The sequence below is a fragment of the Janthinobacterium sp. 1L-D-8-B-C4 genome (genome assembly GCF_057291295.1).
Genome location: NZ_JBXAVX010000002.1, coordinates 59,234 through 80,343 on the forward strand (window position 1 = coordinate 59,234; position 21,110 = coordinate 80,343).

Below are 21,110 nucleotides of genomic sequence, written 5' to 3' on the forward strand. Positions count from 1 at the left end.
GGGGCGCTCCTTACGCGGCGACCAGCGGTCGCGGGTCTTTCAGATATTGTTCGCGCACGGCCTTGGCGCACCAGTAGGTCAGGGCCGCAGCCAGGCCGGTCGGGTTGTAGCCGATGCCGACCGGGAACACGCTCGAACCGACGACAAACACGTTCGACACATCCCAGCTTTGCAGGTAGCGGTTGACGACGCTGGTACGGCGGTCCGTGCCCATGGCGGTGCCGCCGGCCCAGTGGGTAGTCTGGTAGTTGCGCAAGTCCAGATGATCACCGAAGTTTTTCACCGACACGTGGATCGATTTCGGCTTCATGGCTTTCGCCACTTCCGTCATTTTTCCCGTCACGTAACGGCTCATCTTGATGTCGTTGTCCTTCCAGTCGAAGGTGAAACGCAGCAGCGGCTGGCCGAAGACGTCGGTATAGGTCGGATCGAGGTCGACATAGCAGTCGCGATACACCATATTGGCGCCGTGCACGTCGAACGACACGGTATTGGTGTAATTGTCCTTGACGGCTTTTTTCCAGCCAGAACCCCACGACGGCGTGCCGTCCGGCACCGGAATGCCGGCGATCGGCTTGACGCCGGCCGGGTTGCACCAGGCCGGCGAGCCGCCGACAAAGCCCAGCGGGCCATGGTCGAAATTGTCGCCGTTATAGTCGTCGACCGCCACGCCGTTGCCGCCGGAACCGATGAAGGGGTTGGTATTCTTGCCAGGCTCGTAGAACATCTGTACGGTCGACATGGTCTGGTAGGCGATATTGCGCCCGACCACGCCTTCGTTGCTCACCGGATCGTACGGCTTGCCGATGCCCGACACCAGCAGCAGATGCGCATTGTTGTAGGCAAAGGTACTGGCGATCACCAGGTTGGCTGGCTGCTCGACGGTCTTGCCGTCGGCATTGACATAGGTCACGCCAGTGGCCTTATGCTTGCCGCCGTCGAGGTTGATGCGCAGTACATTGCAGTTGGCGCGCAGTTCGAAGTTGGCCGCCAGGCGCAGCGCCGGCATGATATTGACTTGCGGCGAGGCCTTGGAATAGTTGTAGCAGGCAAAGCCGGAACAGAAGCCGCAGAAATTGCACGGCCCCATCTGGCAGTTGTACGGGTTGGTGTAGGGCTGCGAGGCGTTCGACGAGGCCGACACGAACGGATGCAGTCCCACTTCCTTGGCGGCCAGCTGGAACAGGTGCGCCGTGTACGGCACTTTCTGTGGCGGCAGCGCAAAGTTGTCGGAGCGGTCGGCCTCGAAGACATTGCCGTCGCCGACGATCTTGCCCTTGACCTTGTAGGCCTGGCCCGAAGTGCCAAACACTTTTTCGACGAAGTCGAAATGCGGTTCGAGCTCTTCATAGGTGACGCCGAAATCCTGGATCGTCATGCCTTCGGGAATGAATTTCTTGCCGTAGCGCTTTTCGTAGTGGCTGCGCAAATTCAACTCTTCCGGCAGCACGCGCCAGTGCTGGCCCGACCAGTGCAGGCCGGCGCCGCCGACGCCGGTGCCCGGCTTGAAGGCACCGATCTGGCGATATGGCACGGCGATGCCTTTGACCTCGTGACGGAAGGTGAACGAGCTCTTCGACATGTCCTGGAAGATCTTGCTGCGCTGGATATAGGTCAGTTCGTCCAGCGTCTTCGGATACGCGCCGTCCGGGTAGGTGTCGCGATACGGGCCGCGCTCCAGGGCCAGCACGTTCAGGCCCGCCTCCGTCAGTTCCTTGGCCATGATGGCGCCGGTCCAGCCGAAGCCGACGATGACGACGTCGACCGGTTTCAATGTAATGTCTGCCATGGTGTGTCCTTATGCGATCGAGGCGGGTGGCAGCGGGTATTTGACGCCGTATTGTTCGACCCAGTCCATGTAGTCGGCGCGCGCGCCCGGGAAATTGATCATGCGCCAGGCGGCCATGTCCTTGTTGCCGCCATGGGCGGGGTCGCAGAAATAGCCTTCGCGCGTGTTTTGCAGCAACTGCTTGAAGAACACGGTGGCCGGTACTTCGCCGATCGGCAAGCTGCCTTTTTCCAGTTCGCTGATCAAGGCGTCACGCTGCGCCACCGGCAGGTCCCCATAGGCCTTGCCGGTCTTGCGCTGCACGGCTTGCGCGAAGCCGGGCAGGGCGCTGCGGTACAGTTCGCGCGGCGCCATATGGAACTGGTAGCCGAATTCGTCCGGCGATGGCACGAATGGCGCCTGCATGTACCACAACTTGCCGTAGGCATACGGCGTGTCCATTTGCAGGTCGATGAATTCATGCACGCCAGCCTGCAGCGCGCCCGGCCCTTCCGCATCGGCCGGGATCAAACGGTCGACCAGCGCGCACAAGGTGGCCCATTCGGCGGCGGTGAAATAGGTGGGCTGGTAGGGTTTGTCCTGCCCGTCGCCGGTGGCCAGCACGGTGCCGGCCGTGCCGATCGCACCGATGGTGGCCGCGACCGGGACGGCGACAGCCGCCTTGCGCAGGAAATTGCGTCTGTGTGGCGAGATGCCGATGACTTTCATGTAAAGCTCCTATGGCGGTATGGCTGGGCGGATATGGATTGTAACATTTTCATTCATGTATATTACATTTATGAATTAAGTAGTGGTGCGTAGAACAGAATGAAACAGTGTCAACATGGTTGCATTACAGCATGTTCGACTGTCGGAGGATATGGCAAAAGGATAGGGAGGGGCGCCGGGGTGGCTGAGAGGTACGGCTGTGGATATTTATGCGCGTAGGTAACGCCTGCTTTTACAACAGAAGCAAGAGCTGGGGTCAGACCCGACGGGTCTGACCCCGGAATTCCGCTGCGTGTCGTCGGCTAAAACTCCACGATACGCCGCTCGCGCATCGCCACCGTCATAGCAATGGCCAGCCGCGTCGCTTCGGTGGCGTCATTCAGGGTCAGCGACAGGGTGCGCCGGCCCAGCGCCGCGTCGGTGAATTCCTGCGCTTCGGTCAGGAAGGCGTCGGCAAATCGGGCGTAGAAGTCGGGCGTGCACTCGTTGCGCACGCCGTGCACGTCGGAAATCTCGACGCGGTTCAGGCGCGGATTGCTGCCCACGCTCAAACGTCCTTTGGTGCCGAACACTTCGGTCAGCGTTTCGTGGCCGTGCGCCAGGGTGCGCGAGGCCATGAAGGTGGCCATGCTGCCGTCGGTAAATTCGACTGTCGCCAGGCCGTTGTCGACGTCGCCGAATTCCTGCAGGCCCTTGTGGATGGCGTTGGTGCCGCTGGCATACACGCGGGCCGGCACGGGGTTGCCCAGCAGCCAGCGCGCCAGGTCGATATCGTGCACGCTGCAGTCGAGAAAGATCCCGCCGCTGGTCGGTGCAAAGCGCATGAAGGCGCCGCTGGGGTCGTTCTGGTCGCAGGTTTGCGAGCGCACCAGGTACGGTTTGCCGATCAGGCCACGGGCGATCTTTTGCTGGGCGTCGTGGTAGCTCGTGTCGAAACGGCGCACGAAGCCGATCATGGTAATCAACTGCGGGTGGCGCGCCGCTTCCGCTTCCACCTTCAAACAGTCAGCCAGGTCCAGCGACAAGGGCTTTTCGCAAAACACGTGCTTGCCGGCGCGCAGGGCGGCGATGATCTGGTCCGGATGCATGGACGTGGGCGTGACCAGGAACACGGCGTCCAGGCCAGGGTGGGACAGCAGCGCGTCATAGTCGGCGTAGCCGGTCGTGATGCCCAGTTCGCGCGCGGCCCAGTCCAGTTCGCCTGGCACCGGGCTGCAGGCGGCGACGACGTCGGCGTTCGGCACGCGCTGGGCCAGGTTGATGGCGTGGCGCTGGCCCAGCCGGCCCAGGCCGACAATGCCGATTTTCAATGTTGGGGATGCCATGTGCTCTCCGATGTTTACAGGGTGACGACGCGCTGTTCACGCCACGACAGGGTCGCCGCTTCAGCCAGTTCCAGGGCTTTCAGGCCGTCTTCGACGGTGGTGCGCAGCGGCGTGCCGTGGCTCAATGCGTCAAAAAAGTGCGCCATCTCCTCGGCATAGGCGACGCGGTAGCGTTCCAGGAAAAAGTCTTCCGGCTTGTCCACGCTGACATTGACCGCGCCATAGGCCGTCACTTCGGTCGGCTTGTGGTTGCCCGCTTGCAGCATCCCCTTGCTGCCCAATACTTCGAAGCGCTGGTCGTAGCCATAGGCGGCGCGGCGCGTGGCGTTGATCTGGCACAGGCGGCCCGACCTGGTGCGGATAGTGACCACCGCCGTGTCCAGGTCGCCCGCCTCGCCGATGGCCGGATCGACCAGGCAGCTGCCGGTGGCGTGCACGCTGACGGCGTCGTCGTCGAGGATCCAGCGGAAGATGTCGAAGTCGTGGATCAGCATGTCCTTGAAGATGCCGCCCGATACCTTGATATAGCTGACCGGCGGCGGGCCGGGATCGCGGCTGGTCACCACCAGCAGTTCCGGCGTGCCGATTTCACCGGCTTCGATGCGCTGCTTGACGGCCTTGAAAGTGGGGTCGTAGCGGCGCTGGAAGCCCAGCATGCACAGCACGCCCGCTTCCTTGACGGCGGCGGCGCAGGCGCGAGCCCTGTCGATGGTCAGGTCGACCGGTTTTTCGCAGAAGATGGCCTTGCCGGCGGCGGCCGAGCGCAGTATCAGGTCGGCGTGGGTGTCGGTGCTGGAGGCGATCACGACCGCCTTGACTTCCGGGTCGGCCAGCGCCGCTTCGACCGAAGCGCTGCTGCCGCCATGGATGGCAGCCAGCGCGCCAGCCGCTTCGGCGTTGACGTCGACCACGTACTTGAACTGTACGCCGGCCTGCGCGGCCAGGTTGGCGGCATGGATCTTGCCGATGCGGCCGGCGCCAAACAATGCTACTTGGATCATCTGTGTTCTCCTGTTGTGGTGTGGATCGTCTCGCAATAATTATAAGAGCGATTTCAAAAAACAGAAACAATTTTCTATTTGAAAAAATCTTGAAATTTTCATTGCGTTCGCGTCAAGGCTGGACTAATCTATGCGCAGTGCACCGGACTGCATGCCGCAAAGGTGGCGCAGGCCGGTGTCACCCTTCATAAAAGCTGGCAACTATAAAAATTAATCCATCTAGGAGACATTCATGCAAAGCAATAAAAGCAAGGGTTTGTTGAAGTGCCTGGCGATCGCCGCCCTTGGTACTACTCTGGGCCTGAGCGCCGGCGTCAGCCATGCCGCAGGCGAAAAGTTCGTGATGGTCAGCCATGCGCCGGATTCCGATTCCTGGTGGAACACCATCAAGAACGCCATCAAGCAGGCCGGCGAAGACTTCAATGTCACGGTCGACTACCGCAATCCACCGAATGGCGACCTGGCCGACATGGCGCGCCTGATCGAGCAATCGGCGGCGCGCAACTACGATGGCCTGATCGCCGACATCGCCGACTTCAGCGTGCTGCAAAAGCCGCTGGGCACGGTGGTGGCCAAGAAGATCATGCTGGTCACCATCAACTCGGGCACCCTGGCGCAAAGCGAACAGCTGAAAGCCATCATGCACGTCGGCCAGCCCGAGTATGACGCGGGCCTGGGCGCCGGCAAGCGCGCCAAGGAAGCGGGCATCAAGTCGTTTGTGTGCGTGAATCACTATGCGATGAATGCGTCGTCGTTCGAACGCTGCCGCGGCTTTGCCGATGCGCTGGGCGTCGACTTCAAGTCGTCCACCCTGGACACCAACGGCGTCGATCCTGGCGTGATCGAAAGCAAGGTCAGCGCCTACCTGCGCAGCAATCCGAAAACCCAGGCGGTACTGGCGCTGGGCCCCGATTCGGCGCCGCCGGCGATGCGCGCGGTTGAAAAGATGGGCCTGAAAGGCAAGATGTATTTCGCCAGTTTTGATTTGTCCGAGGAAATCGCCAAGGGCATCAAGGATGGCAGCATCCAGTTCGCGATCGACCAGCAGCCCTACCTGCAAGGCTATATCCCGGTCGCCGTGATGGCCATCATGAAGCAGCAGAAGATCACCGACCTGGCCAAGGTCAAGGAGATCCTGATTGCCAATCCGAAGTACCAGGCGCGCCTGGCCGAATACGGCCTGACGCCTATCTATGGCCCGCGCCACATCAGCTCCGGCCCCGGTTTCGTGACCAAGGACAACATCTCCAAGGTCGAGAAGTACGCCGGACAATACCGCTAACCCCGACTCCGCCAGCGGCCCGCGGCTGTCAGCTGGCGGGCCGGTTCCCGGCGTTTCGCCGTCCGGTGGGCGGCGTGCGGCAGGCGCTCGCCTCGCGTCCGTATTTCTGGCAAACAAGTAACTGAAAGGATTTCACATGACTGCGCTCAAATCCAGCCTGTCCGCCCCCGGCGTGACCGCGCCTCCGAAGCAGGTACAGCCTGCAGCCGACGAACGGGTCGGCACCACCAGCCGCACCAAGCAACTGTTCGGCCGGCCCGAATTCGCCTCCATCTCCGGCACCGTGCTGGTATTTGCCTTCTTTATCATTACCGCCGGCGACTCCGGCATGTTCAACCTCGATGGCGTGGTCAACTGGATGCAGGTCGCGTCCTATCTGGGCATTATCGCCATCGGCGCCTGCCTGTTGATGATCGCCGGTGAATTCGACCTGTCGATCGGCTCCATGATCGGTTTTGCCGGCATGATGATCGCCATTCCCACCGTGTATTTCCACTGGCCGCTGTGGGCCGCCATCGTGTTCGCGTTTGCCGGTTCGATGGCGCTGGGCTGGCTGAACGGCTATATCGTCATCAAGACCCGCTTGCCCTCGTTTATCGTGACGCTGGCCTTTTTGTTCATCCTGCGCGGCCTGACCCTGGCGCTGTCGATCATGTTTGCCAACCGCACCATCGTCAGCGGCGTGGGTGATCTGGCGGCCAACGACTGGCTGGCCAGCCTGCTGTTCCAGGGCAATGTTGCCACCGGCCTGTTCCACTGGCTGGGCGCGCATGGCTGGATCGCCGTACTCGATGACGGCTCGCCGCTGGTCAAGGGCATACCGAAAGTGATCGCCTGGTGGGTAGTGCTGGCCGCTGGCGCCGCCTTCGTGTTGTCGCGTACCCGTTTCGGCAACTGGATGTTTGCCGTCGGCGGCGACGCCAATGCCGCCAAGAACGTTGGCGTGCCGGTACGCAAGGTCAAGATTTCGCTGTTCGTCTTCACCGCTTTCTGCGCCTGCCTGTTTGCAACCCTGCAAGTGTGCGACATCGGCTCGGCCGCCGCCGACCGCGGCATGCAAAAGGAATTCGAAGCGATTATCGCGGCAGTCATCGGCGGCGCCTTGCTGACCGGCGGCTATGGCTCGGTGGTTGGCGCCTGCTTCGGCGCGCTGATCTTCGGCGTGGTGCAGATCGGCATCACCTACACCAATATCAATTCGGACTGGTTCCGCGTGTTTCTCGGCGTGATGCTGCTGATCGCGGTGCTGTTCAATAACTTTGTACGTTCACGCGTCACGGAATCGAGGTAAATCATGAGCGAGCATATTCTTGCCCTGGAAAATGTCAGCAAGCGCTTCGGCTCCGTGCTGGCGCTGCAGAACATCACCATGCGCTTGCGCGAGGGGGAGGTTCATTGTCTGCTGGGCGATAACGGCGCCGGCAAGTCGACCCTGATCAAGACTCTTGCCGGCGTGCACAAGCCAACCGATGGCCAGTACCTGGTCGACGGCAAGCCGGTGGTCTTCAATTCGCCCAGCGAGGCGCTGGACGTGGGCGTGGCCACGGTGTACCAGGATCTGGCGCTGGTGCCGCTGCTGTCAGTGGCGCGCAATTTTTTCATGGGCCGCGAGCCGATGAAAAAGCTGCTGGGCCTGGTGCCGGTGATGGACATCGATTATGCGGCCGAAACGGCGCGCGCCAAGCTGGCCGAGATGGGCATCATGGTGCGCGACCCGCACCAGGCCATCGGCACCATGTCGGGCGGCGAAAAGCAGTGCCTGGCGATCGCCCGCGCGATCCACTTCGGCGCGCGCGTGCTGATCCTCGATGAACCGACTGCCGCGCTGGGTGTGAAACAGTCGTTCAATGTGCTCAAACTGATCTACAAGGCGCGCGAACGCGGCATCTCGGTGATCTTCATTACCCACAATGTGCACCATGCGTATCCGGTCGGCGACTCGTTCACCCTGCTGAACCGGGGCAAGTCTCTCGGTACCTTTACCAAGGACACGGTGACCAAGGAAGAATTGCTGGACATGATGGCGGGCGGCGCGGAAATGCAGACGCTGATGAGCGAACTCGACGGCGTCACGATTTAAGGACAACCATGAAAAACACCACACAATTTGCCCCGGGCCGCAGCCTGGACGTGATCTGCCTGGGCCGCCTGGCGGTGGACCTGTACGCGCAGCAGATCGGCAGCACCCTGGAAGACGCCACCAGCTTTGCCAAATACCTGGGCGGCTCGTCGGCCAATATCGCCTTCGGCACGGCGCGGCTGGGATTGAAGTCCGCCATGCTGTCGAAGGTCGGCGACGACCATATGGGCCGGTTTTTGACCGACACCCTGGCCAGGGAAGGCTGCGACGTCAGCCATGTCGGCGTCGACCATGACCGGCTCACCGCGCTGGTGATGCTGGGCATCAAGGACAAGGATACCTTTCCGCTGATTTTCTACCGTGAAAACTGCGCCGATATGGCGATTGAAGCGGCGTCGGTGGATCAGGCGTTTATCGCATCGAGCAAGGCGCTGTTGATCACCGGCACGCATTTTTCCACCGCCGCCATGCACGCCGTCAGCTCGCAGGCATTGGCCCTGGCGCGCGCCAATAACGTGCGCACCGTGCTCGATATCGACTACCGGCCGGTGCTGTGGGGTTTGTCGGGCAAGGCCGATGGCGAGACGCGCTTTGTGTCGAATGACGGTGTCACGCAACATCTGCAGGGCATCTTGCCGCAGTTCGACCTGGTGGTCGGCACGGAAGAGGAATTCATGATCGCAGGCGGCGGCGCGGACATCATGGCCTCCTTGCAGGCGGTGCGCGCGGTCAGCTCTGCCACGCTGGTGGTCAAGCGCGGCCCGCTCGGTTGCGCCGTGATCGAAGGGGCGATTCCGGCCAGCCTGGACGACGCCTACAACTATCGCGGCGTGCGCGTGGCGGTATTGAATGTGCTGGGCGCCGGCGATGCTTTCCTGTCGGGCTTTTTGAGGGGCTGGCTGCGCGGCGAAGACTACGAGGCCTGCTGCCGCTACGCCAATGGCTGCGGCGCGCTGGTGGTGTCGCGCCATGGCTGCGCGCCGGCCATGCCGTCGCCGGTCGAGCTCGATTATTTCCTGGCTAACGCCGACAAGCTCACCCATCCCGACCAGGATGCGACGCTGGCGCGTTTGCACCGCACCACCGTGGCGCGCAAGCAATGGGATGAGCTGTGCGTATTCGCGTTTGACCATCGCACGCAGTTTTTCGAACTGTCGCAGCAGGCCGGCGCGAACGAGGCGGCCATTTCAAGGCTGAAACAGTTGATGGTGCAGGCGGTGGCGCAAACGCAGGAGTCGCTGCAGTTGTCGGGCAAAACCGGCGTGCTGATCGATGGACGTTATGGCGTCGATGCCTTGAATGACGCGACCGGACGCGGCTGGTGGATCGGCCGCCCGGTCGAGCTGCCGGGCTCGAACCCGCTGCAATTCGACTGGGGCCGTTCGATCGGTTCGCACCTGGTCAGCTGGCCGAAGGAACATGTGATCAAGTGCCTGGTGCAGCTGCACCCGGACGACCTGCCAGAAAACCGGCTGGAACAGGAAGCGCAGATCAAGGCCCTGTACGATGCGGCGCAAGTGAGCGGTCACGAACTGCTGCTGGAAATTATTCCGTCCGATGCATTCCCGCAAGACGACAACACCGTGCTGCGCGCCGTCAAGCGCCTGTACAACCTGGGCATCTACCCGGAATGGTGGAAGCTGGAAAGCCTCTCCGCTGCCCAATGGCAGGCCATCGATGCGCTGGTGCACGAGCGCGATCCCTACTGCCGTGGCGTGGTGCTGCTTGGCCTGAACGCGCCGATCGACAAGCTGGCCGCCAGCTTCGAGGAAGCGCGCCATAGCACCTCCTGCCGCGGCTTTATGGTTGGCCGCACCATCTTCCAGGAACCGAGCCGCCGCTGGCTGGCCGGCCAGATCGATGACGCCACATTGATTGCGCAGGTACGCGCCAACTTCGAACAACTGATCAAGCTGTGGCGACAGACCCGCAACCAGCTGGAGCGTGCGGCATGAGCGCGACCATACGACTGACCATGGCGCAGGCGCTGGTACGTTACCTGGCGGCACTGCGTGTCGAGAGCGGCGAGCCGCTGTTTGGCGGCGCGTTTGCGATATTTGGCCACGGCAATGTGGCGGGCTTGGGCGAAGCCTTGTACCAGTATCGCGAGAGTTTTCCCACTTACCGCGCCCATAACGAACAGGCGATGGCGCATGCGGCGATTGCGTATGCCAAGGCCCATATGCGCCGGCGCATGATGGCGGTGACCAGTTCGATCGGTCCCGGCGCCACCAATCTGCTGACGGCCGCCGCGCTGGCACATGTCAACCGCTTGCCGGTGCTGCTGTTGCCGGGCGACGTGTTTGTGTCGCGCGCACCGGACCCGGTACTGCAGCAGCTGGAAGACTCGGTTGATGGCAGTGTGTCCGTCAACGACGCCTTCAAGCCGCTGTCGCGCTATTTCGATCGCATTATCTATCCGGAACAGCTGCTGACGGCCCTGCCGCGCGCCATCGCCGCCCTGACCGACCCGGCCGCTTGCGGCCCCGTCACCCTGTCGCTGCCGCAGGATGTGCAGACGATGGCGTATGACTATCCGGAGGAATTTTTTGCACCGAGGGTGGTGCGTTTCCGCGCCATTCCGCCGGTAGCTTCCGAACTGGACGAAGCGGCGGAAGTACTGAAAAAGTCCAGGCAGCCGTTGATTGTGGCCGGTGGCGGCGTGCTGTACGGCAAAGCCGGCGAGGCCTTGCGCGCGTTTGCCGAGCGCCATGGCGTACCGGTCGCCGAAACCCATGCCGGCAAGAGTTCCTTGCCGTGGGATCATCCGCTGCAGTTGGGCGCCATTGGCGTCACCGGTGCGCCGTCGGCCAATGCGCTGGCCAGCCAGGCCGATGTGGTACTGGCTGTGGGCACGCGCTTGCAGGACTTTACAACCGGCTCGAACTCGCTGTTTGCCAAAGCCGAACTGGTCAGCCTGAACGTCAATAGTTTCGATGCGCTCAAACGCCGTGGCCTCGGCGTGCAGGCGGACGCTACCCTGGGCCTGCAAGGACTGTCGGCCTTGTTGCCTGACTGGACCAGCAGTGCCGAATGGAACGAGCTGGCGCGCCGTGAAGCGGCCGGCTGGTGCGAAACCGTCACGGCGATTGCCGGCAAGCGCGAGGTGGCCGGCTTGCCGTATGACGGCGAGGTGATCGGCGCCGTGCAGCGTTCATCAACCACCTCGGCCAGCAACGATATCGTTGTTTGCGCGGCAGGTACCTTGCCGGCTGAGCTGCACAAGCTGTGGCGCACCAGCACGCCCGGTGGCTACCATATGGAATACGGTTATTCCTGCATGGGCTATGAGATCGCCGGCGGCCTGGGCGTGAAGATGGCGAAACCCGAGTCCGACGTGATCGTGATGGTCGGCGATGGCAGCTATCTGATGATGAATTCGGAAATCGCCACCTCGGTCATGCTGGATAAAAAGCTGATCATCGTGGTCCTGGATAACCGTGGCTATGGCTGCATCAACCGCCTGCAGCAGGCCTGCGGCAATGTGCCGTTCAACAATATGCTGGCCGATTGCCTGCAGGCGGGCGAGGGCGCTCCCCATATTGATTTTGCGCTGCATGCGAAGTCCCTGGGTGCCTTGTCCGAACATGTCGATGGCATTGCCGGCCTGGAAGCCGCGCTGGTACGCGCCCGTGCCGCCAGCCGCACCTATCTGATTTGCATCGATACCGACGACACGCGCACGACAGAGGAGGGCGGCTGCTGGTGGGAAGTGGCCGTGCCCGAGGTTTCGACCCAGCCCGGCGTGCAAGCGGCACGCGCCCGTTATGAACTTGAGCGCCAAGGACAATCAAAATGAATACATGGAATGTAAAAATCGGCATCAACCCGATCTCGTGGATGAACGACGACCTGCCATCGCTGGGCGGTGAAACGCCGTTGGAAACGGCCTTGAAAGAGGGCGCCGAAATCGGCTATGCGGGTTTTGAGCTGGGCAACAAGTTTCCCAAGGAATCGTCCGCCTTGCGCGCCGTGCTGGGCAAGTATGACCTGGCCTGCGTCTCGGGCTGGTATTCGGGCCGGCTGGCCAGCCGTTCGGCCGAGGAAGAAATCGAAGCAGTGCAATCGCATTTGCGCTTGCTTGCCGAAAGCGGCGCCACCGTCATGGTCTATGGCGAAGTGGCCGACGCGATCCAGGGCGAAGCGCGCCCGCTGTATAAACGCCCGCGCTTCCAGTCGCAACAACAATGGCAGGACTATGCCGACAAGCTGACCGTGTTTGCCAGACATCTGCTCGATAACGGCGTGCGCCTGGCCTACCACCACCATATGGGCGCGTATGTGGAGTCGCCGGCCGATGTGGATCAACTGATGGCCTTGACCGGCGACGAAGTGGGCCTGCTGTTCGATACCGGCCATATTACCTTTGGCGGCGGCGATGCCTTGACAGTGTTAACGAAGCATATCGATCGTATCTGCCATGTGCACTGCAAGGACGTGCGCCCGAACGTGATCAAGCTGGCGCGCAACGGCCACTGGAGTTTCCTGCAGGCCGTAATCAATGGCGCCTTCAGCGTGCCCGGCGACGGCAGCATCGATTTTCCCGGCATTTTGACGGCGCTTTATCGCCATGGTTATCAGGGCTGGCTGGTGGTGGAAGCCGAGCAGGACCCGGCGGTGGCCCCCAGCTATCAGTACGCCAAGATGGGTCATGATTATTTGGCCAAACTGGTCGACGAGATTCCGCGCCTGGGACAGGAGGCCGCATGAACAGCCTGCTGGTCAAGGCGCAGGCTGGCCCAAAAATTGTCGAAGTGACGCCAGAGTCGGCCGGCTGGACCCATGTCGGCTTCGCCGCGCACCGGCTGGCGGCCGGCGAGCAGATCAGCCTGGAAACTGGTGAGCGCGAGCTGTGCGTGGTGGTGATGACCGGTACGGTCACGGTGCAGGCTGGTGACCAGGTGTGGCGCGATATTGGTACGCGCCAGAGCGTGTTCGACGACCGCGCGCCGGCAGCCGTGTATGTACCGCGCCGCATGCAGGTCACGGTCACTGCGAGCACCGGCGCCGAAGTGGCGCTGTGCAGCGCGCCGGGCACTTCCGACCGTCCGGCCCGCCTGATCGACACCAATACCATGACGCGCTCGGTGCGCGGCAAGGGGGCCAACACGCGCTATGTGTGCGACATCCTGCCGCAAACGGAAGCCGCCGATGGCCTGCTGGTGGTCGAGGTGGTCACGCCATCTGGCCACTCGTCGAGCTACCCGCCGCACAAGCACGATAACGACAATATTCCGCTGGAGAGTTCGCTCGAAGAAACCTATTACCACCGCCTCAATCCCGAGCAGGGTTTTGCCTACCAACGCGTGTATACGGACGATCGCAGCATCGACCAGGCGCTGGCGGTGGAAAACCACGATGTGGTGATGGTGCCGCGCGGCTACCACCCGGTCACCGTGCCGTATGGCTACGACGGCTACTACCTGAATGTGATGGCCGGCCCGAAACGGGTCTGGCATTTTAAAAACGATCCGGCCCATGAATGGCTGATGACAAAATAATCAAGGAAAAATAATGACAACCCCGACAATTGGTCACTTTATTGGTGGCAAAGCCATGGCTTCGCGTTCCGAGCGCCTGTCCGATGTATTCAACCCGGCCACCGGCGCGGTGACAGCCAAGGTTGCGCTGGCGACCAGCAGCGAACTGAATGCGGCCGTGGCCGCGGCCCATGCGGCGTTTCCGGCCTGGTCGCAAACCTCGCCGCTGCGCCGCGCGCGAGTGATGTTCAAGTTCAAGGAACTACTGGAAACCCACTCCGATGAACTGGCGGCCTTGATTACCGCCGAGCATGGCAAAGTATTTACCGACGCGAAAGGTGAAGTGACGCGCGGTATCGAAGTGGTGGAGTTCGCCTGCGGCATCCCGCAAATGATGAAGGGCGAATACAGCGAGCAGGTGGCCGGCGGCATCGACGCCTGGTCGATCCGCCAGGCACTGGGTGTCTGCGTGGGGATTACGCCATTCAATTTTCCGGTGATGGTGCCGATGTGGATGTTCCCGATGGCAATTGCCTGCGGCAACACGTTCGTGCTGAAACCGTCCGAGCGCGATCCGTCGGCCAGCCTGCTGCTGGCAAAATTGCTCACCGAAGCAGGCCTGCCGGACGGCGTGTTCAACGTGGTGCAGGGCGACAAGGAAGCCGTCGATGGCCTGCTCAACCACCCCGACGTGCGCGCCGTCAGCTTTGTCGGTTCGACGCCGATCGCCGAATATATCTACGCCACCGGCTGCGCGCAGGGCAAACGGGTGCAAGCCTTGGGCGGCGCGAAAAATCATATGGTGGTGATGCCCGACGCCGATATCCCGCAAACCGTGGACGCGCTGATGGGCGCTGCCTTCGGCTCGGCCGGCGAGCGCTGCATGGCCATTTCGGTGGTAGTGGCAGTGGGCAATGTGGCCGACCAGCTGGTCGAAGCCTTGCTGCCAAGAATTGCAGAGTTGAAAATCACCCAGGGCATGGATCTGTCGGCCGAAATGGGCCCGGTGGTCACGCAAGTGCACAAGGATAAAATCAGCGGCTATATCGCCACCGGCATCACGGAGGGAGCAAAGCTGGTGGCCGACGGCCGCGGCTTTGTGCTGCCGGGCCATGAAAAGGGCTTCTTCCTCGGCGGCAGCCTGTTCGACCATGTGACGCCGGAAATGACCATCTACAAGGAAGAGATCTTCGGCCCGGTGCTGTGCATCGTGCGCGTGCCCGATTTCACCACCGCGCTGGACCTGGTCAACGCCCATGAATACGGCAACGGCACGGCGATCTACACGCGCGACGGCAACACGGCCCGCGAATACACGCACCGGGTGCAGGTCGGCATGGTCGGCGTCAATGTACCGATTCCCGTGCCGATGGCCTTCCACAGCTTCGGCGGCTGGAAACGCAGCCTGTTTGGCGACCATCATGCACATGGCCCGGAATCGGTGCGCTTCTATACCAAGCAGAAAGCGGTGACGCAGCGCTGGCCGGCGTCGACGGCGGCCGGCGCTGAATTTGCCATGCCGACCCTGAAGTAAAAAAGGTGGTTTGATTCTTGCTTGCTACGATGGCACTGTAGCCATTGTAGAAAAGCCCATGACGCCCAGCCCGTCTAGCCGTAACCCGCCGCCGCATGCCGAGCGTCCCTTGCGCATCGTGGTCGTCAATACCATTGTCGACCACGCTGCGCATACGGATAGTGCGCTGGCGGCCCAGGCGCAGCGCGGCAATGCCCTGCGCATCGGCCTGCTGGAAGCGGGCTACGACATTATCGCCTCGCTGCCGGCCGACCTTTACCTGCCCGAGCGCATCGCCCAGCTGCAGCCCGACCTCATCATTATCGACGCCGAATCCGATGCACGCGACGTGCTCGAGCATATCGTGATCGCCACGCGCGACGAGCGCCGCCCGATTGTCTTGTTTACCGAAGACAGCGCCACGGCCAGCATCGATGCGGCCATGGCGGCCGGCGTGTCGGCCTATATCGTTGCCGGCCTTCAATCGGAGCGCATCGCGCCCGTGCTGAACGTGGCGCTGTCGCGCTTTCGCCAGGAAGAAAAGCTGCGCACCGAACTCGACGATACACGCCACAAGCTGCTTGAACGCAAGGTGATCGAGCGCGCCAAGGGCTTGCTGATGACGCATCACGGCCTGACGGAGGAGCAGGCTTACCAGCGCCTGCGCACCATGGCCATGAACAAGAAACTGAAACTGGCGGAGATCGCCCAGCGCATCCTTGACGTGGAGGACCTGCTGGGATGACGCAGCGACGCCGAATGGCCAGCTCATTGTGGTGCGATGCACCAATGCAGTGCATTATTTTGAATGCCGCGACACGGCAGACTTTTCAGCAAGGAATGGTATGACTGAGCAAGCAAGTGGTCAGATGCGATTGACGCAGCCTGAAAAACAAGTGGTACGGATCGGTTATCTGCCGTTGACCGATTGCGCGTCGCTGGTGATGGCGTCGAAACTGGGTCTCGATGAAAAGCATGGCATCAAGATAGCGTTGAGCCGCGAAGCCTCTTGGGCCGGCGTGCGCGACAAGCTGGGCAATGGCGAACTCGATGTGGCCCATGTGCTGTATGGCCTGGTGTTCGGCGTGCAGATGGGCATAGGCGGCCAGCAGCATGACATGGCCGTGCTGATGAATCTGAACCAGAACGGGCAGTCGGTGTCGCTGTCGGCGGACCTGGCGCGCGCCGGCGCGGTCGATGGCCCCTCGCTGGCGCGGCAGGTACGCGGCGCCGCGCGGCTTCCCGTGTTTGCGCATACCTTCCCGACCGGTAACCACGCGATGCTGCTGCAATACTGGCTGGCCGCGCACGGCATCGATCCGGTGCGCGAGGCGCGCGTGATGACGGTGCCGCCATCGCAAATGGTGGCGGCCTTGCGCGCCGGCCAGATGGACGGCTTTTGCGCCGGCGAACCATGGGGCTACAAGGCGATTGTCGACGGCGTGGGCGTGACAGCCACCAGCAGCGGCGCCATCTGGCCCGATCACCCCGGCAAGGTGCTGGGCACCAGCGCCGCATTTGCGCATGCCAACCCCAATACCTGCCGCGCGCTGATCGCCGCCGTGCTCGAAGCGGGCCGCTGGATCGATGCAAGCGATGCCAACCGGCTGCAGATGGCGGCTACGCTGGCCGCGCCCGAGTTCCTCAATACGCCGCAGGAAGTGCTGGCGCCGCGCATCCTTGGCCATTACCAGGATGGTGTCGGCAAGACCTGGCAGGAACAGCATGGTTTGCGCTTTTACCAGGATGGCGCCGTGAATTTCCCGTATCTGTCCGACGGCATGTGGTTCATGACCCAGCACCGGCGCTGGGGCCTGCTGCGCGACGAGCCAGACTACCTGGCCGTGGCCCGGCAGGTCAGCCGCCTCGACCTGTACCGCCAGGCGGCCGAGATGACGGGCACCCCGGTGCCCGCCAGCCCGATGCGCGCCTCGACCCTGTGCGATGGCGTGGTGTGGGACGGCAGCAATCCCGAGCAGTACGCGGCCGCATTTGAAATACGCCACTTTTTTTAACTCAATCATTGCAGGCAGGAGATTCAATCATGGCACAAGGCTACGTTACCCTGGTGGGCGCCGGTCCCGGCGACCCGGATCTGTTGACCTTGAAGGCCGTCAAGGCCATCGCAGCGGCCGATGTGGTGCTGATCGACGATCTGGTCAACCCGGCCATGCTGGCCCATGCGGCACCCGGCGTGCGGGTAGTGGAAGTGGGCAAGCGCGGCGGCTGCGCCTCGACGCCGCAGGCATTCATCGAACGGCTGATGCTCGCTGAAGCGCGTGCCGGCCTGCATGTGGTGCGCCTGAAAGGGGGCGATCCTTATCTGTTCGGGCGCGGCGGCGAAGAGCGCGCCTACTTGCGCAGCCATGGCGTGCGGGTCGAGGTGGTGCCCGGCATCAGCAGCGGCCTGGCAGCGCCGTCGGCCATCGGCGTGCCATTGACCCACCGCAGCTGGAGCCAGGGGGCGATTTTTGTTACCGGCCACGGCAAGGACGCCGCCTCGGAACCGAACTGGGCGGCGCTGGCGCAAAGCGGGCTGACCCTGGTGATCTACATGGGCGTGGCGCGCGTGGCGGCGATCCAGGCCGGGCTGCTGGCCGGCGGCATGGCGCCCGGCACGCCGGTGGCCGTGGTGCAATCGGCCAGCCTGGACGCGCAGCGCCAGTTGCTGAGCACCTTGCAGGACTTGCCGCGTGACCTGCAGGCCAGTGGCATGGGCAGTCCCAGCATCATCGTGGTGGGCGAAGTGGTGCGCTGCGCCGATGCCTGGGATGCGCATGGAGCGGCGCTCCAGGCGGCCACTGCTTGCTAAAGGGAAATTTTTTTCCATGCGTGTATTGTGTGCGGGCTTTGATAGTATCCTCATGACGTGCGGGGCATTGCGCCCCCAGGCTGAGGAACCGGAAAAAGCGATCGACAATGCATACTCTGAACAAGGGCTGGACGGTATCACATGTGAGGATATGGGCCGGCGGCTTGCTGCTGGCGCTGGCGGTTGGCGGCGCCCTGTACGCGGGTGCGCAGCGTACCGTCAACCAGGATGCACGCCAGCGCTTTGAAAACCTGACCTACAGCGCCCAGCAGAGTCTTGCGGCGCGCGTGAAAAGCTATTCCGACCTGCTGCGCGGTCTCGAAGGTCTCTTTCGCACCAACGACAAGCTGTCGCGCAAGCAGTTCCATGACTACGTGTCGGGGCTCGATATCAAGCGCCAGTTCCCGGCCATCGATTCAATCAACTATGCTGCGGCTGTCGGCGCTGGCCAGCGCGCCGCCTTTATCGACGCCGTGCGTGCCGACGACAGCCTGGTGGCGGGCGGCTATCCCGGCTTCGAGATCCGCCCCGCTGGCGAGCGCGCCGAATATACGGTGCTGACTTTCCTGGAGCCCGATGCCCTGGTGGCCGAGCGCCAGGGGGTCGATATCGGCGCCAGCCCGGCCATCGCGCAGGCCCTGGCGCAGGCGCGCGACAGCGGCCAGATCAGCGCATCGGGCCAGGTCATCATGATCAAGGGCCCGCCTGCACGCGTGGGCCTGGGCATGCGCCTGCCCGTCTACCGCAACGGCATGCCGCGCGCCACGGTTGTCGAGCGCCGCGCCGCCTATCAGGGCTCGGTCGGCATCGGTTTTGGCGTGGCGCAGCTGGTACACAGCGCGCTCGAAGGCAGTACCCTGCAACCATTGCACCTGACCTTGTACAGCGCGACCCAGCCTGCCGCACCGGGCACTGCGCTGCAGCTCGCGCCGCAGGACCGGCTGCTGTTCAACGACGACGGCGACCTGATGACGGCGTCCAAGCCTGGCAAGGACGAGGCGTATTTCGACCAGTTGCTGCCCATCGAATACCACGGCGGCCTGTGGAAAGCCCATTTTCGCGTGCGCAAGAGCGATCTCTACAGCAGCTTTGACAGCTATCTGCCGATGCTGGCGCTGGCCGTCGGCGCGGCCGGTACCTTGCTGATCTATGGCTATATCCTGATGCTGTACCGTTCGCGCCGCAGCGCCATCACCCAGCGCATGCTGCTCGACACGGTACTCGACAGCGTCGACGCCTATGTCTACATGAAAGATGAAAACCTGCGTTTTCGCTATGTCAATGCGCGCATGGTGGAAATGCTCGAGCGGCCGGTCGAGCAGATCCTCGGCCGCCAGGCGGGCGAGCTGATCGGCGAAGAACTGGCGGCGGTTTTCCATGGCCGCGAACAGCAGATCTGCGCCACCGGCGTCAAATATGTTGGCGAGGAGCGCTTTGTCGACAGCCAGGGCAGGGTGCATCATCTGTGGAGCGTGAAAGTGCCGATGGGCCCGCCGGGCGCCGTGACGGGCATGATCGGCCTGTCCACCGACGTGACCGAATTGCACCGGCTCAAGGAACGTGCGGACGCGGCCAGCCAGGCCAAGAGCGACTTTTTGTCGAACATGAGCCATGAAATCCGCACGCCGATGAACAGCATTATCGGCATGGCCCACCTGGCGCTGAAGTCGGTGGCCGATGCGCGCCAGCGCGACTACCTGCAAAAAATCTACCATTCGGGCCAGCATCTGCTGGGCCTGATCAACGATATCCTCGATTTTTCCAAGATCGAGGCGGGCAAGCTGGAGCTGGAAGTCAAGCAGTTCCGCCTCGATACCCTGCTGGCCAATATTTCCAGCCAGCTCGGCGAGGCGGCTGCCGCCAGGCGCTTGCAGCTGCATTTCGAGATTGCGCGCGAGTTGCCGCAGCGCTGGTGCGGCGACGCCCTGCGGCTCGAACAGGTTTTGCTGAACCTGACCAGCAACGCCATCAAGTTTTCCGACAGCGGCAAGGTATTCGTGCGCGTCGGCATGGCCGAGGAGGAGGGTCGCCACGCCATGCTGCGCTTCGAGGTGCAGGACAGTGGCATCGGCATGAGCCAGGAGGAAGTGACGCAGCTGTTCCGCTCCTTCCACCAGGCCGACACCTCGACCACGCGCAAGTATGGCGGCAGCGGGCTGGGGCTGGTGATCAGCAAGCAGCTGGCCGACCTGATGGGGGGGACTGTGGGCGTGAACAGCCAGCCGGGGCTGGGCAGCACCTTCTGGTTTACTGCCCGCCTGGAAAAATACGCGGGCGCGCCGGAAGACAGCACCAGCACGGGCGAGCCGCCGTTGCTGGACGTGATACGCGGCGCTTCGATCCTGCTGGTGGAAGACAATGTGTTCAGCCAGCAGGTGGGCTGCGAACTGCTGGAAGACGCGGGCGCCTTCGTGCGCGTGGCCAACAATGGCCGCGAGGCGCTCGAATTGCTGGCACAGCAAAGCTATGACTGCGTGCTGATGGACGTGCAGATGCCCGAGATGGACGGCTTCGAGGCCACCCGCCGCATCCGCGCCGATCCGCTGCTGGCCGGCCTGTTGGTGATCGCCATGACGGCCAATGCGGGCAGCGAAGACCGCGTGCGCTGCCTGGAGGCGGGCATGGATGAATTCGTCACCAAGCCGATCGCGCCGATGCTGCTGTTCCAGCTGCTGGCCAAATGGCTGCGCCGGCGTGGCGGCATCGCCGTGCAGGCGCCGGCTGCCGCACCGCCGTCGTCAACGGACGCTGCGCGTGACATGTCGGTGCTCGACGTGGCAGCCTTGTCGCAGACCTTCAGCAACGATCCGGTCAAGATGCGCAAGTATGCCCAGCTGTTCATCGATACGGCGCGCGACGGCCTGGCCGAAATGGAGCAGGCGCTGGCGCTGGAGGACCTGAAACGCCTGGCCGACCTGGGCCACCGCACCAAATCGTCGGCGCTGGCCGTCGGTGCCAATGTGTTCGCGGCCCTGTGCCTGGCGCTCGAAGGCTTGCGCCATGGCGGCGACCTGGCGCAGGCGCGCGCCTTGACGTCGGCCATGGGGCCGGCGCTGGCGCGGGTGGCCGAACAAATTTCCCTCGATTTTGCCAGCAGCGACACCACCTGAGGCAGGCAGC

Annotated in this window: 16 protein-coding genes; 12 read left to right on the forward strand and 4 right to left on the reverse strand. The window is 62.9% G+C overall.

Annotation, left to right across the window (positions count from 1 at the left end; all coding sequences use genetic code 11):
• Window positions 1–10 precede the first annotated feature (10 nt).
• From AC0Z42_RS03315 to iolG, 4 genes are all read right to left on the reverse strand, one after another.
• The gene (locus tag AC0Z42_RS03315; RefSeq protein WP_485466821.1) at window positions 11–1,789 is read right to left on the reverse strand and encodes a GMC family oxidoreductase; all 1,779 of its coding nucleotides are present in this window, start codon (window positions 1,787–1,789) and stop codon (window positions 11–13) included.
• Between the two features lie 9 nt (window positions 1,790–1,798).
• Window positions 1,799–2,497: a gluconate 2-dehydrogenase subunit 3 family protein gene (locus AC0Z42_RS03320; RefSeq protein ID WP_485466822.1), complete on the reverse strand. Its 699-nt coding sequence runs from the start codon at window positions 2,495–2,497 to the stop codon at window positions 1,799–1,801.
• Window positions 2,498–2,799: 302 nt separating this feature from the next.
• Window positions 2,800–3,822 carry a Gfo/Idh/MocA family oxidoreductase gene (locus tag AC0Z42_RS03325; RefSeq protein ID WP_485466823.1) on the reverse strand — a complete coding sequence of 341 codons (1,023 nt, stop codon included), beginning with the start codon at window positions 3,820–3,822 and terminating at the stop codon, window positions 2,800–2,802.
• 14 nt (window positions 3,823–3,836) lie between these two features.
• Window positions 3,837–4,823: an inositol 2-dehydrogenase gene (gene iolG / locus AC0Z42_RS03330; RefSeq protein ID WP_485466824.1), complete on the reverse strand. Its 987-nt coding sequence runs from the start codon at window positions 4,821–4,823 to the stop codon at window positions 3,837–3,839.
• 232 nt (window positions 4,824–5,055) lie between these two features.
• On the opposite strand from iolG, the gene AC0Z42_RS03335 reads away from it, so the two are divergent.
• From AC0Z42_RS03335 to AC0Z42_RS03390, 12 genes are all read left to right on the forward strand, one after another.
• A complete protein-coding gene (locus AC0Z42_RS03335; protein WP_485466825.1) occupies window positions 5,056–6,105 on the forward strand; it encodes a sugar ABC transporter substrate-binding protein in 1,050 nt (349 codons plus the stop codon).
• 136 nt (window positions 6,106–6,241) lie between these two features.
• Window positions 6,242–7,396: an ABC transporter permease gene (locus AC0Z42_RS03340; protein ID WP_485466826.1), complete on the forward strand. Its 1,155-nt coding sequence runs from the start codon at window positions 6,242–6,244 to the stop codon at window positions 7,394–7,396.
• A gap of 3 nt (window positions 7,397–7,399) precedes the next feature.
• Window positions 7,400–8,185, forward strand: a complete 786-nt coding sequence (locus AC0Z42_RS03345) for an ATP-binding cassette domain-containing protein (protein WP_485466827.1) — start codon at window positions 7,400–7,402, stop codon at window positions 8,183–8,185.
• Between the two features lie 8 nt (window positions 8,186–8,193).
• Complete coding sequence (locus AC0Z42_RS03350) at window positions 8,194–10,140, forward strand: bifunctional 5-dehydro-2-deoxygluconokinase/5-dehydro-2-deoxyphosphogluconate aldolase (protein WP_485466828.1); 1,947 nt, start codon at window positions 8,194–8,196, stop codon at window positions 10,138–10,140.
• Window positions 10,137–11,984, forward strand: coding sequence for a 3D-(3,5/4)-trihydroxycyclohexane-1,2-dione acylhydrolase (decyclizing) (gene iolD, locus AC0Z42_RS03355; RefSeq protein ID WP_485466829.1), 1,848 nt, complete (start codon window positions 10,137–10,139; stop codon window positions 11,982–11,984). Before AC0Z42_RS03350 ends, iolD begins: the two co-directional genes overlap by 4 nt.
• A complete protein-coding gene (gene iolE / locus AC0Z42_RS03360; RefSeq protein ID WP_485466830.1) occupies window positions 11,981–12,895 on the forward strand; it encodes a myo-inosose-2 dehydratase in 915 nt (304 codons plus the stop codon). Before iolD ends, iolE begins: the two co-directional genes overlap by 4 nt.
• On the forward strand, window positions 12,892–13,686 hold the full coding sequence (iolB, locus tag AC0Z42_RS03365; protein ID WP_485466831.1) for a 5-deoxy-glucuronate isomerase: 795 nt from the start codon (window positions 12,892–12,894) through the stop codon (window positions 13,684–13,686). The genes iolE and iolB overlap by 4 nt, the downstream gene beginning before the upstream one ends.
• 13 nt (window positions 13,687–13,699) lie before the next feature.
• Entirely contained in the window at window positions 13,700–15,199 is a 1,500-nt protein-coding gene (locus AC0Z42_RS03370; protein WP_485466832.1) for a CoA-acylating methylmalonate-semialdehyde dehydrogenase, read from the forward strand.
• Window positions 15,200–15,257: 58 nt separating this feature from the next.
• Window positions 15,258–15,923 (forward strand): ANTAR domain-containing response regulator, encoded by a 666-nt coding sequence (locus AC0Z42_RS03375; protein ID WP_485466833.1) that lies wholly within the window; start codon window positions 15,258–15,260, stop codon window positions 15,921–15,923.
• 100 nt (window positions 15,924–16,023) lie between these two features.
• Window positions 16,024–17,193: a CmpA/NrtA family ABC transporter substrate-binding protein gene (locus tag AC0Z42_RS03380; RefSeq protein WP_485466834.1), complete on the forward strand. Its 1,170-nt coding sequence runs from the start codon at window positions 16,024–16,026 to the stop codon at window positions 17,191–17,193.
• 29 nt (window positions 17,194–17,222) lie between these two features.
• Window positions 17,223–17,990, forward strand: coding sequence for a uroporphyrinogen-III C-methyltransferase (cobA, locus tag AC0Z42_RS03385; RefSeq protein WP_485466835.1), 768 nt, complete (start codon window positions 17,223–17,225; stop codon window positions 17,988–17,990).
• Between the two features lie 107 nt (window positions 17,991–18,097).
• Window positions 18,098–21,100 carry a CHASE domain-containing protein gene (locus AC0Z42_RS03390; RefSeq protein WP_485466836.1) on the forward strand — a complete coding sequence of 1,001 codons (3,003 nt, stop codon included), beginning with the start codon at window positions 18,098–18,100 and terminating at the stop codon, window positions 21,098–21,100.
• Window positions 21,101–21,110 lie beyond the last annotated feature (10 nt).

Excerpts from the sequence above, each read along its gene's own strand:
- iolB (WP_485466831.1), top strand. The coding sequence starts at position 12,892 with ATGAACAGCCTGCTGGTCAAGGCGCAGGCTGGCCCAAAAATTGTCGAA.
- cobA (WP_485466835.1), top strand. The coding sequence starts at position 17,223 with ATGGCACAAGGCTACGTTACCCTGGTGGGCGCCGGTCCCGGCGACCCG.
- iolG (WP_485466824.1), bottom strand. The coding sequence starts at position 4,823 with ATGATCCAAGTAGCATTGTTTGGCGCCGGCCGCATCGGCAAGATCCAT.
- AC0Z42_RS03320 (WP_485466822.1), bottom strand. The coding sequence starts at position 2,497 with ATGAAAGTCATCGGCATCTCGCCACACAGACGCAATTTCCTGCGCAAG.
- AC0Z42_RS03340 (WP_485466826.1), top strand. The coding sequence starts at position 6,242 with ATGACTGCGCTCAAATCCAGCCTGTCCGCCCCCGGCGTGACCGCGCCT.
- AC0Z42_RS03315 (WP_485466821.1), bottom strand. The coding sequence starts at position 1,789 with ATGGCAGACATTACATTGAAACCGGTCGACGTCGTCATCGTCGGCTTC.
- AC0Z42_RS03350 (WP_485466828.1), top strand. The coding sequence starts at position 8,194 with ATGAAAAACACCACACAATTTGCCCCGGGCCGCAGCCTGGACGTGATC.
- iolD (WP_485466829.1), top strand. The coding sequence starts at position 10,137 with ATGAGCGCGACCATACGACTGACCATGGCGCAGGCGCTGGTACGTTAC.
- AC0Z42_RS03390 (WP_485466836.1), top strand. The coding sequence starts at position 18,098 with ATGCATACTCTGAACAAGGGCTGGACGGTATCACATGTGAGGATATGG.
- AC0Z42_RS03335 (WP_485466825.1), top strand. The coding sequence starts at position 5,056 with ATGCAAAGCAATAAAAGCAAGGGTTTGTTGAAGTGCCTGGCGATCGCC.
- AC0Z42_RS03380 (WP_485466834.1), top strand. The coding sequence starts at position 16,024 with ATGACTGAGCAAGCAAGTGGTCAGATGCGATTGACGCAGCCTGAAAAA.
- iolE (WP_485466830.1), top strand. The coding sequence starts at position 11,981 with ATGAATACATGGAATGTAAAAATCGGCATCAACCCGATCTCGTGGATG.
- AC0Z42_RS03345 (WP_485466827.1), top strand. The coding sequence starts at position 7,400 with ATGAGCGAGCATATTCTTGCCCTGGAAAATGTCAGCAAGCGCTTCGGC.
- AC0Z42_RS03370 (WP_485466832.1), top strand. The coding sequence starts at position 13,700 with ATGACAACCCCGACAATTGGTCACTTTATTGGTGGCAAAGCCATGGCT.
- AC0Z42_RS03325 (WP_485466823.1), bottom strand. The coding sequence starts at position 3,822 with ATGGCATCCCCAACATTGAAAATCGGCATTGTCGGCCTGGGCCGGCTG.
- AC0Z42_RS03375 (WP_485466833.1), top strand. The coding sequence starts at position 15,258 with ATGACGCCCAGCCCGTCTAGCCGTAACCCGCCGCCGCATGCCGAGCGT.